Source organism: Hyunsoonleella aestuarii, from assembly GCF_006148925.1.
Taxonomy (GTDB): domain Bacteria; phylum Bacteroidota; class Bacteroidia; order Flavobacteriales; family Flavobacteriaceae; genus Algibacter_D; species Algibacter_D aestuarii.
Genome location: NZ_VAWB01000001.1, coordinates 1,495,280 through 1,507,520 on the forward strand (window position 1 = coordinate 1,495,280; position 12,241 = coordinate 1,507,520).

Annotated in this window: 11 protein-coding genes; all 11 read left to right on the top strand. The window is 33.9% G+C overall.

Going from position 1 to position 12,241, the window contains the following annotated elements; genetic code table 11:
* Positions 1-54 precede the first annotated feature (54 nt).
* The 11 genes from FEF17_RS06715 (at position 55) to FEF17_RS06765 (ending at position 12,239) form a co-directional block, all read left to right on the top strand.
* The gene (locus FEF17_RS06715) at positions 55-1,104 is read left to right on the top strand and encodes a helix-turn-helix transcriptional regulator (RefSeq protein WP_246046797.1); all 1,050 of its coding nucleotides are present in this window, start codon (positions 55-57) and stop codon (positions 1,102-1,104) included.
* A 169-nt stretch (positions 1,105-1,273) separates the two neighbouring features.
* Complete coding sequence (locus FEF17_RS06720; protein WP_246046798.1) at positions 1,274-2,191, top strand: sugar phosphate isomerase/epimerase family protein; 918 nt, start codon at positions 1,274-1,276, stop codon at positions 2,189-2,191.
* A gap of 11 nt (positions 2,192-2,202) precedes the next feature.
* Positions 2,203-3,435, top strand: coding sequence for a nucleoside permease (locus FEF17_RS06725; protein ID WP_139001577.1), 1,233 nt, complete (start codon positions 2,203-2,205; stop codon positions 3,433-3,435).
* Positions 3,436-3,438: 3 nt separating this feature from the next.
* Positions 3,439-4,584: a Gfo/Idh/MocA family protein gene (locus tag FEF17_RS06730; protein ID WP_139001578.1), complete on the top strand. Its 1,146-nt coding sequence runs from the start codon at positions 3,439-3,441 to the stop codon at positions 4,582-4,584.
* Positions 4,584-5,639 carry a sugar phosphate isomerase/epimerase family protein gene (locus FEF17_RS06735; RefSeq protein ID WP_139001579.1) on the top strand — a complete coding sequence of 352 codons (1,056 nt, stop codon included), beginning with the start codon at positions 4,584-4,586 and terminating at the stop codon, positions 5,637-5,639. The genes FEF17_RS06730 and FEF17_RS06735 overlap by 1 nt, the downstream gene beginning before the upstream one ends.
* Positions 5,640-5,658: 19 nt before the next feature.
* Positions 5,659-6,960 (top strand): 3-keto-disaccharide hydrolase, encoded by a 1,302-nt coding sequence (locus tag FEF17_RS06740; RefSeq protein ID WP_139001580.1) that lies wholly within the window; start codon positions 5,659-5,661, stop codon positions 6,958-6,960.
* A 495-nt stretch (positions 6,961-7,455) separates the two neighbouring features.
* Positions 7,456-8,079 carry a GNAT family N-acetyltransferase gene (locus FEF17_RS06745; RefSeq protein WP_139001581.1) on the top strand — a complete coding sequence of 208 codons (624 nt, stop codon included), beginning with the start codon at positions 7,456-7,458 and terminating at the stop codon, positions 8,077-8,079.
* Between the two features lie 4 nt (positions 8,080-8,083).
* Positions 8,084-9,259 carry an argininosuccinate synthase gene (locus tag FEF17_RS06750; RefSeq protein WP_139001582.1) on the top strand — a complete coding sequence of 392 codons (1,176 nt, stop codon included), beginning with the start codon at positions 8,084-8,086 and terminating at the stop codon, positions 9,257-9,259.
* Positions 9,260-9,262: 3 nt separating this feature from the next.
* The gene (gene argC / locus FEF17_RS06755) at positions 9,263-10,240 is read left to right on the top strand and encodes an N-acetyl-gamma-glutamyl-phosphate reductase (RefSeq protein WP_139001583.1); all 978 of its coding nucleotides are present in this window, start codon (positions 9,263-9,265) and stop codon (positions 10,238-10,240) included.
* 48 nt (positions 10,241-10,288) lie between these two features.
* On the top strand, positions 10,289-11,083 hold the full coding sequence (proC, locus tag FEF17_RS06760; protein ID WP_139001584.1) for a pyrroline-5-carboxylate reductase: 795 nt from the start codon (positions 10,289-10,291) through the stop codon (positions 11,081-11,083).
* A gap of 1 nt (position 11,084) precedes the next feature.
* On the top strand, positions 11,085-12,239 hold the full coding sequence (locus FEF17_RS06765; protein WP_139001585.1) for an aspartate aminotransferase family protein: 1,155 nt from the start codon (positions 11,085-11,087) through the stop codon (positions 12,237-12,239).
* Positions 12,240-12,241 lie beyond the last annotated feature (2 nt).

Genomic DNA, 12,241 nt, shown 5'->3' on the forward strand with positions numbered 1-12,241 from the left:
TTTATATTATAAAAAGGAGCAAAATCAATTGCAATCATTGCCAAATTAATTAAATTGCAGAATAATGATGTTCAAATTATTTCAGTGAAGATAAATGTACAAAAAATTACGCCTTTCGAAGCAGATGGAATTGTTTATCATGCCGATACATGTTTGCCTTTAGTTGACGCTGTTGAAAGAAGAAAAGTCAAATTTAAGGCTTTGGCGAGGTATACATATCCAGGAGAGCGATTAGACAACAATACATTAGGTCTTAATAGCATTGGTTATTGGGATGCTAACGAACCTCAAGATTGGGGTTTAGATTGGCATAGGAATGAGGGTATAGAGATTCACTTTTTAGAATCTGGTTATATGCCTTATTCTCAAGAAAAAAAAGAAATAGAATTACAGCCAAATGATTTAACTATTACAAGACCTTGGGAGGCTCATAAAGTAGGGGACCCATATGTTGGAGTGGGTAAATTTTATTGGGTAATTTTAGATTTAGGCGTGCGACGTCCGCATCAAAATTGGGTTTGGCCAGAATGGATAATTTTAGCACCAAAGGACTTGCTCAGATTAACAACTATACTAAGGCACAATGAAGATGTTCGATTACGATCGAATAAACACGTTAGGAATTGTTTTCAAAGAATAGGTCGAGCGGTTGATACTGATGAGGATGGTAGTAATTCGTCTTTAATTAGATTATTGGTTAATGAGTTGTTAGTGTTGCTTTTAGATCTTTTAGATTCTGAAAATATGGAGTTAAATGAAGAGCTTACCGATAGTTCTAGAAGTGTGAAATTGTTTTTAAATGAGCTTGAGAAAAACCTTGCTGAAACCTGGACGATTGAGAAAATGGCAGATTCTGCTGGCGTTGGCTTAACCCGATTTACACACCATTGTAAGAATTTGACAAACTTAACACCAATGCGATACTTAATGCTAAGACGTTTAAATATGGCTAAAGAGATTTTATTAAATAATAATGACTTTAGTGTAGCAGAGGTTGCTTTTAGTTGTGGGTTCTCTACGAGTCAGTATTTTTCAACAGTTTTTAAAAAACATGAAAACTGTACGCCAATAGAGTATCGATTGAAAAAACAAGAAGTAGTCTAGATTTGTTAACTTTTACAATTGTTTAAATTCTTTCACTGAATAATTATAAACATTGGTGAAGTCTTGTTTTTTTATTTTCACATATCCAAAATTTTATTTCGAAATGAATATTGTTAAGCACTCAAGTTTTTTTAAGTTCAGTTTTATTGTCTTTTTAATGTTAGGCCTTATGTCTTGTAAGGAAAAACAAGAAAAGGTTCAAGAAGAAAAAGTTGATATGATAAAGGACTCTGAGCCTTTATTCAAGATATCATTAGCGCAATGGTCCTTACATAGAGAAATAGAAACAGGAAAAATAGACCCTTTTGATTTTCCCAAAGTGGCAAAAGAATTAGGTTTTGATGCAGTGGAGTGGGTGGATCAACTTTTTGAAAAAGAAATAGATAGTATGGGCTTTCAAACTGTTATTGAAAAATGGAAAGAAGAAAGTGAAAAACATAATGTGAAAAATGTACTTATAATGGTGGATCGTGCTGGTGATTTATCGCATTCTAATTTAGAAGTCAGAAATGAGGCCGTAGAACAGCACAAGAAGTACGTAGATGCTGCTGCCTATTTAGGTTGTCACGCAATTCGAGTTAATACTTTTGGAACATTTGATCCGGATGAATGGGTTAAAACGACTTATGATGGTTTAAAAAAACTTTCTCAATATGCAGCAACAAAGAATATTAGTGTTTTGCCTGAAAATCATGGGTGGTATTCTTCAGATCCAAGACTATTGATTCCTGTATTGGATAGTATAAACATGACTAATTGTGGCACTCTTGCAGATTTTGGTAATTGGTGCATAAGAAGAACTCAAGATGAAAATTGGGGGGATTGTGCTGAGGAATATCCAGATAAATATGAAGGTTTTGAACGCTTAATGACAAAAGCGCTTGCTGTAAGTGCTAAAGCCTATGAATTTGATGAAAACGGAAATGAAACTACCTTGGATTTTAATAGGTTTTTGCGCTTAGTGGCAGATGCTGGTTATAAGGATTATGTGAGTGTAGAATACGAAAATGAAACTTTAGATGAACGAAAAGGTATTTTAGCTACTAAGCAATTATTAATAAATTTTGCTAATAATTATAAAAACTAACTATTCTAAAAATGAAAAAATCAACTCAATTTCAGCTTTCTTTCATGATGTTTCTTGAATTCTTTATTTGGGGAGGCTGGTTTGTAACCCTTGGCTCCTTTTTGGGAAATAATTTAGGGGCCACTGGAGCAGAAACCGGTATGGCATATTCAACGCAATCCTGGGGCGCAATTATAGCTCCATTTATTATTGGTTTGATTGCCGATCGATTCTTTAATGCTGAAAGAATTCTTGGGGTTCTACATTTAATAGGCGCATTTTTAATGTATCAAATGTCTAAATCCACTGAATTTACAACCTTCTATCCCTATGTTTTAGGATATATGATTGCATATATGCCGACTCTGGCTTTAGTAAATTCGGTTTCATTTAATCAAATGAATGACCCTGCTAAACAGTTTCCAATTGTACGTGTTTTTGGAACAATAGGCTGGATATTAGCTGGTTTGATAATTAGCTTCGTTTTTAAATGGGATTCAATTGAAAATATAGGACAAGGACTCTTATCAAATACATTTACAATGGTTGCTATAGCTTCTTTAGTTTTAGGTGTTTTTAGTTTTACTTTGCCCAAAACACCACCAAGTGTTTCTAAAGATGAAAAAGTTACTATATCCGATATTTTAGGATTAGAAGCGCTAAAACTATTGAAAGATCGAAATTTTTTAGTGTTTTTCTTATCGTCGATTTTAATATGTATTCCGTTAGCTTTTTATTACCAAAATATTAGTCCCTTTTTAACAGAATATAAAGTAGAGAACTCCACAGCTTGGGCTTCATTAGGTCAGGTATCCGAAGTTGGTTTTATGCTTTTACTGCCTTTTTTCTTCAAAAAATATGGATTTAAGAAAACCATTCTATTCGGAATGTTAGCATGGGGAATAAGATATTCTCTTTTTGCGTATGGTAATGCTGGTGATTTATTTTTTATGTTAGTTATAGGAATAGCGCTTCATGGAATTTGTTATGATTTCTTTTTTGTTTCGGGTCAAATTTATACAGATTCAAAAGCTGGAGAGAAAGCAAAAAGTGCTGCTCAAGGATTAATAACGTTAGCTACGTATGGAGTAGGAATGTTAGTTGGTTTTTGGGTTGCAGGACAAATAGTAGATGAGAATGTTTTAGTGGATGGAGGTCATAGCTGGAAAGATATTTGGATGTTTCCAACGCTATTTGCAATTGGAGTGCTAGTAGTATTTGCTCTGCTATTTAAAAATGAAAAAGTAGAATATAAAGACACTTAATTAATGAGTAGTAAGATAAGACTAGGAATATTAGGAGGGGGAGGAGATTCTCTTATTGGTGTTTTACATCGTGTTGCCTCAGCGATGTATGATAGGTATCAAATTGTTGGGGGAGTTTTTAATCCAGATTGGGAAGAAAATATTGGTTTTGCTAAAAAAATAGGTTTACCGACAAATAGAATTTATAAAGATTTTGATACACTTGTTGAGGAGGAATTAAAATTACCACTTGAGGAGCGCATGCAAGTCGTATCTATATTGACACCAAATTTTTTGCATTTCCCAATGGCTCATAAGTTGCTAAAAAACGGGTTTAACGTTATCTGTGAAAAACCGATGACGACTACTTATGAGGAAGCCAAAATTTTAAACAGCATTTTAAAAAAAGAACAAACTGTTTTTGCAGTAACTTATACATACACAGGTTATCCTATGGTTCGCCAAATGCGAGAAATGATTTTAAACGGAGAACTGGGAAAAATTCAGAAAATAGATGCACAATACTATCAAGGTTGGATTAATCCTATTATTCATGATAAGGAACAAAGAGCAAACACATGGCGTTTAGATCCCGAAAAAGGAGGTATAAGTTGTTGCATAGGAGATATTGGAACCCATGCTTTTGATATGCTAGAATATGTTTCTGGATTAAAAATAGAATCTGTTTTAGCAGATCTAAACTACTTGTACAAGGATAACAAAATGGATATCGATGGAACTGTTTTGTTGAGGTGTTCCAGCGATGTGAAGGGCGTTATTTGTACCAGTCAAATTGCGACCGGAGAGGAGAACAGCTTTATTGTTAAAGTTTATGGTGATAAGGCAGGGTTGAAATGGGAACAGGAAAACCCAAATTATTTGTATTTAATGGAAGATGGTAAGCCACTTCGTGTGTTAAAGCCCGGGCATACATATAATTCCGAATTGTCATTAGACGGAACAAAGCTTCCTCCAGGGCATCCTGAGGGTATATTTGATTCAATGGGAAATATCTACAAAGGTGTTGCGAAGGCTATTAGTAAAGAACCATACAATCACGGCGAATTTCCTAACATAATTGACGGTGTTAGAGGGATGAACTTTATAGAGAAGGCTGTGGAATCACATATTAAAGGGAATGTTTGGGTAAATATTGAAAACGTAGAATAATGCAAACTATAAAAGGACCAGCTGTGTTTTTAGCACAGTTTATGGATGATAAAGAACCATTTAATTCATTGGAAGGATTATGTAAATGGGCATCGGATTTAGGATATAAAGGAATTCAAATACCCACTTTAGATAAATCAATTATAGATTTAGATATTGCTGCCGACAGTAAAACCTATTGCGATGAATTTAAAGGAAAAATAAATAGCTATGGTTTAGAGATAACAGAACTTTCAACTCATATTCAGGGACAATTAGTAGCGGTACACCCAGCGCATGATATTATGTTCGATGTTTTTGCACCATCACATTTAAAAGGAAAATATAAGGAACGAACAGCTTGGGCTATAGACCAGATGAAAAAAGCCGGTATTACAAGTCAGCATTTAGGACTTAAAGCGCATGCCACATTTTCGGGTTCTTTGTTATGGCCGATGATGCATCCTTGGCCACAACAACCGAAGGGATTAATCGAACTAGGATTTAAAGAATTAGCAGAACGATGGAAACCTATATTAGATACTTTTGAAGATAATGGCGTTGCTGTGTGTTATGAAGTTCATCCTGTTGAAGATATTCACGATGGCGATACCTTTGAGCGTTTTTTAGAAGCAACTGGAAATCACAAAGCAGTGAATATACTATATGATCCATCACACTTCGTGCTTCAGCAGTTAGACTATATTAGTTACATAGATCATTATCATGAATTTATTAAAGCGTTTCATGTTAAAGATTCTGAATTTAACCCTTCTGGTAAAAAAGGAGCTTTTGGTGGTTATAACGATTGGAAAGATAGAGCCGGACGTTATCGTTCACCTGGAGATGGGCAAGTAAACTTTAAAAGAGTGTTTTCAAAATTAGCAGAACACGGTTGTGATGTTTGGGCTGTTTTAGAATGGGAATGTGTTATTAAGAGCCCCGAGCAAGGCGCAAGAGAAGGAGTTAAGTTTATTAATGATCATATTATAGAAGTCACCAATAAACGCTTTGACGATTTTGCTGGAGGTGAGGATTCTAGTGAAAAAGATTTAAAAAAAATATTAGGATTGTAAAATATTTAAAGGCAGGAGTATGAATAAATTAACTGGCATTATTTTAAACGTTCTTGTAATGATTATGATAATTTCTTGTAATCAGTCAACAAAAAAAAGTGAACAAATTATAAAGGAGCCAAAAGGTAGTTTTGAGGCTGTTTTTATAGGTGTTAATGACACTATTATCCCAGATGATATAAGTTCAGAAGTTGAAATAGATAGAAGATTGCTAAGAAACCTAAACTTAACCAAAGACAGTGATTTTATAGGAGAAAAAAGAAACTTTTATATGCATGCTATGGGAAGTATTGCAATTGAAGATGCTCAATTTTATCATTTTAAAGTCACAAGTTCAGGAGGAATAAAGTTCAAAATCAACAATAAGGATGTTGTTGCGAATACAAAAATTCATCGTAAAGAAACCAATTTTGCAAAGGCATATGTCGATTCTGGGTCGGCAATTTTCGAGGTTGAATATTTTTCAGGAACACATAAACCACATATTTTTTTAGAATGGTCTCGGGATGGTGAGAATTTTGAAACGCTCCCAGATGAATTATTTAGCAATTTAGACGCATTTGAAGTTCAGGCTATGGAAACCTCAGAAATATCCTCTGAAGAAAGCCTACAATCGGATAATATTTTAACTGATGAAGAAAAAAAGAATGGTTGGAAGCTTTTATTTGATGGTAATACAACCAACGGTTGGCATACTTTTAATAAACCTGGTACAATTGGTAGAAAGTGGAAGGCTAAGGATGGGATGTTAGTTTTTGAAGGGAGAAAGCGATTTGAGTTTTATGTCGCTGGACGAAAAATTGAATTAGGTACAACAAATAAAGTTTTAGATGGAGGAGAAGATATTGTTACCGATGATGCTTATGAGAATTTCGAACTAACATTAGAATGGAAGATTTCTGAAGCAGGAAATAATGGAATATTTTATACAGTTCAAGAAAATGAAAAGTATGACGAATGTTGGAAAACAAGTCCAGAGATGCAAGTTTTAGATAATAATAGACATAAAGATGGTTTAATATATAAACACAGATCTGGAGACTTATACGATTTAATGGCGTTTAAACCAATCGGTGTTAAGCCTCAAGGAGAATGGAATAAAGTAAGAATTATAAAAAATAAGGGTAAGGTAGAGCATTGGCTAAACAATATTAAAGGGGTGAGTTTTGATTTAAATTCCGAGGAATGGAAGGAAATGATTTCTAAAAGTAAATTCGCTCATTTAAAAGATTTTGCAAACCCAGGTCCGGGTAAAATCGGATTTCAAGACCATGATAATTTAGTATCTTTTAAAAATATCAAGATTAAGATAATTGAATAATTATTTTTCTTCAATCTTTTAGAAAACTAACTCTTAATGGATAAATGTACGGTTGTAACCGTGCATTTTTTATAGGAAAGTATTTAATTATTAAAATATTTAAAACAAAACCTCTTAAAAATCGAGATTATTGCAATTTTTATTGAAAACTAAATCATTTTTAGTTGTTTATAAAAATAAAATCTTAGTTTTATACCATGAAAAATTTAAAAAATAAAATACGTTGCACTACACCCGGTTTACCCGTGCGCTTATGCCGCCGCTTCTAATGCAGTGATTAGTAAACCAATAAACGTAATTTTAATTTTTCAAAAGTGTCCAAAATTTTTATCATAGCAGTTCAGAATAAAGTTAATTTAATAATTAACCAAGGTTTTATTATGCGTCGTTTTCCTCGTCGCCCGTGAGGGTATGTATTTTGTTTTAGAATTAGGTGCGTCCAATTCGGTTTCAAAGAAAAAATTTAAATTATTGATATTCAATTATTAGGAAAAGATGAAGGTTGTAATAGCCGATAAAATACATATTAAATACGCAGAAGTCATTTGCGATACCATTGCTGAGTCCGCTCAAGTAAGAGGAACTGGAATCGCTAGGCGTACGGCAGAATATATCGCTACTAAGATTGAGAATGGCAATGCTGTTATTGCCTTAGATGGTGACATTTTTGCAGGGTTCTGTTATATAGAAAAATGGGGCCACGGTAAGTTCGTCGCAAATTCAGGACTTATAGTTCATCCTAATTATAGAGGGAAAGGACTTGCGAAAAAAATTAAACACAAAGTTTTTGAACATTCTAAAAATAAATTCCCTAATGCTAAAGTGTTTAGCATAACCACAGGGCTTCCTGTGATGAAAATGAATAGTGACTTAGGTTATAAACCTGTCACTTTTTCCGAGTTAACAGATGATCAGACTTTCTGGGATGGTTGTCAAACATGCAAAAACTATGATGTTTTAACAAGAACAAATAGAAAAATGTGTTTGTGCACAGGCATGTTGTACGATCCTAAAAAAAGTGGTACAGACCAAGATAAGGCTAAGCCAGTTAAAGAAAAAGTATTTAAAAGATTGAAAAGAATAAAGCAAGCATTGTTTTTGAGAAAAGATAAAAAGTAATAAAATGAAAAAGTTAGTAATTGCATATAGTGGCGGATTAGACACCTCATATTGTGCCGTAAGTTTATCAAAAGAATATGACGTACATGCAGTAAGTGTCAATACAGGAGGGTTCAGCGATGAGGAAGTTAAGCATATAGAAAGTAATGCCTATAAAATGGGAGTTACGACGTATAAGAATATTGATGCCGTAGCCACTTTTTATCAAAAAGTAGTAAAGTACTTAATATTTGGTAATGTTTTAAAAAACAGTACCTATCCACTATCGGTAAGTGCAGAGCGCATAATACAAGCTATCGAAATCATAGAATATGCAAAAAGTATTGATGCAGAATATATTGCTCACGGTAGTACAGGCGCGGGTAATGATCAGGTACGTTTTGATATGATTTTTCAAACATTAGCTCCTAATATTAAGATTATTACTCCAATAAGAGATCAAAAACTAACAAGACAGGAAGAAATAGATTATTTAAAATCTGAGGGAATTAATATGCCTTGGGAAAAATCGAAATACTCCGTTAATAAAGGCCTTTGGGGAACTAGTGTTGGTGGGGTAGAAACGTTAGAATCTGAAAAACCTTTACCAAATGAAGCTTATCCTTCACAACTAGAAAAGGAAGGTGAAGAAAAAGCCACTTTAACATTTAAGAATGGTGAATTTGTAGCGCTTAATGGTGAGACAAATGCTCCAGAAATTAATATTGAAAAATTGAATGATATAGCGTCTGGTTATGCTATAGGTAGAGATATCCATGTTGGTGATACCATAGTTGGTACAAAGGGAAGAGTAGGTTTTGAAGCTGCTGCTGCTTTAATAACTGTAAAAGCACATCATTTATTGGAGAAGCATACACTTACTAAATGGCAATTACAACACAAAGAATATTTATCTAGTTTCTACGGCATGCACTTGCATGAAGGTCAGTATCTAGATCCAGTAATGAGGGATATTGAAGCTTTTTTACAAAGTTCCCAAAATATGGTTTCCGGAAATGTGATGGTAACTTTAAAACCGTATCATTTCTCTTTAGATGGAATTATTTCAGATCATGATTTAATGTCCAGTAAGTTTAGTACTTATGGTGAAGAAAATAAAGCTTGGACTGCAGAGGATGCTAAAGGGTTTATTAAAATCCTTGGAAATCAAAATAAAATATATCAACAGGTAAATTCTTAGAGCATGATAAAAGTAGGAATTATTGGTGGAGCCGGTTACACTGCAGGAGAATTAATTAGAATGTTAATTAATCATCCAGAAACTAAAATCGATTTTGTTTTTAGCACAAGTAATGCTGGAAATAACATTAGCAAAGTGCATCAAGACTTGGTTGGGAGTTTAGATTTGAAATTTACAGATACTGTTAATCCAGATGTAGATGTATTATTTTTATGTTTAGGCCATGGAAACTCTGTGAAGTTCTTATCAGCTAACACCTTTTCTGAAAACACTAAAATAATAGATTTAGGAAACGACTTTAGACTGGAAGCTGACAAGACTTTTGAAGGTAAAACCTTTATATATGGTTTGCCAGAATTAAATAAAGATGCGATAGTGAATACCAAATATATCGCTAACCCAGGATGTTTTGCTACAGCCATTCAATTAGGATTATTACCTTTAGCATATGCTGGTTTAATTAAGAAAGATGTTCATATTAATGCGGTTACAGGTGCAACTGGAGCAGGGACCTCTTTGTCTGCAACAACGCATTTTACTTGGAGAGATAATAACTTTTCATATTACAAACCATTTACGCATCAGCATTTGGGTGAAATAAATCAATCTGTTAATCAATTGCAATCTGATTTTTCTTCAGAAATTATTTTTATGCCAAATAGAGGTAATTTTTCTAGAGGGATTTTTGCAACAATTTATACAGATTTCGATGGTTCAATTGAAGAAGCTAAAACTATTTACAAATCGTTTTATAAGAATGCTAAATTCACCTTTGTTTCAGATGATTTTTTACATATGAAGCAGGTTGTAAACACTAACAAATGTTTAGTGCATTTGCATAAGCACAACGGAAAATTGTTAATTACGAGTACTATTGATAATTTACTGAAAGGAGCTTCTGGACAAGCAATTCAAAATATGAATTTAATGTTTGATTTAGAAGAAACAACCGGATTAGGGTTAAAGGCGACATACTTTTAAATTATTGAACAAATACTTTAAATTCAAAAAAAGTAAAACAAAGAAATTATGAAAATAGCGATTATAGGAACAGGGAATTTAGGCAGTTCGATTGCAAAAGGTTTAATCAATAATAAATCCTTTACATCATTATATCTTAGTGATAGATATCCCAAGGCTGTAAAGCGTTTTGAAGAAGTTGAAAACGTTTCAATTACTAATGACAATGTTTTGGCGGTTGAAAATTCCGATGTCGTGATTTTTGCCTTACAGCCAAAACATATTGATGGTGTATTGGAAACTGTGAAATCGAAAATTTCGGATAGTCATATAATTATGTCTGTTGCCGCTGGTGTTGACATTGCTAGAATTGAAAATATTTTAGGTGCTGATAAAAACATCATTAGAGTTATGCCAAATACGGCAATTTCTATTGGGAAGTCAATGACCTGTATTGCAGCAAACAGTGCAGGCCAAGATAAAGTGCCATTGGCAGAAGAAATTTTCAACCAATTAGGAACCACAATGATAATCCCTGAAGATTTAGTTCAGGCCGCTACCGTAATTTGTGCCAGCGGAATTGCATTTTGGATGCGCTTGGTTCGTGCTACAACCCAAGGAGCGATTCAGTTAGGGTTTGAAGCTGAAGAAGCCCATGAATTAGCAGTACAAACCTGTTTTGGCTCGGCAAGTTTATTAATAGAATCGAGGAGACACCCAGAGCAAGAAATTGATAGAGTTACGACACCAAGTGGTTGTACTATCGAAGGTTTAAATGAGATGGAGCACCAAGGATTAAGTTCGGCTTTAATTCAAGGAATAGTAGCTTCGTTTGAAAAAATAAATCAATTAAAGAAGAGTTAAAATGCCATTATTTGACGTTTATCCATTATACAATGTGACCCCAGTTTCAGGAAAAGGTATCCATGTTTACGACGATAAAGGTGATGAATATTTAGACCTTTATGGCGGTCATGCGGTAATTTCTATTGGGCATGCTCATCCAAATTATGTAAAGGCGGTTACCAATCAGGTTGAAACCTTAGGGTTTTATTCTAATGCCATTCAGAATCCGTTACAAAAGCAGTTGGCTGATAAGTTAGAAGGTTTATCGGGATGTAAAGATTACGAATTGTTTTTATGTAATTCGGGTGCCGAAGCGAACGAGAACGCACTAAAGTTAGCATCATTTAAAACGGAAAAAAAACGTGTTGTTGCCTTTTCTAAAGGCTTTCACGGACGTACCTCTGCAGCTGTCGCGGCCACAGATAATAAAAATATTATAGCACCTATTAATGCACAACAGGCGGTAACTATTTTACCGTTAAACGATATTGAAGGAGTTAAAACCGAACTCGAAAAAGGCGATGTTTGTGCTGTTATTGTTGAGTTTATTCAAGGGATTGGAGGTTTAGACCAAGGGACTACGGCATTCTTTGAGGAAGTTGATAAGCTTTGTAAAGCAAACAATACCATGTTTATTGCAGACGAAATTCAATGCGGGTATGCACGTTCCGGAAAATTCTTTGCATTTCAGCATTATAATGTTACTCCAGATATTATTTCTTTAGCTAAAGGAATGGGAAATGGTTTTCCAATTGGAGGGATTTTAATTCATCCAAGTATAGAGTCTAAGTATGGGATGCTAGGAACCACTTTTGGAGGAAACCATTTAGCCTGTGCTGCTGGACTAGCGGTTTTAAATACTATTGAAGAAGAAAATTTATTGGCTAATGTGAATATCATGTCCGAGTATTTCTTTTCTATTGCAAGAACGATTCCTCAGATAAAGAATATAAAAGGAAGAGGTTTAATGCTAGGCTTAGAATTCGACTTTGAAGTAGGGGACCTTCGCAAAGATTTAATTTATAATTATAAAATATTTACTGGCGGTGCAGCGAATAAGAAGTTACTACGAATTTTACCACCATTAAATATTGAAAAACAACATATAGGTCAATTTTTTAAGGCCTTGAAAAAGGCTTTGGTAGATGTTGAAAGTAAAACATTAGAAGTTTAGAC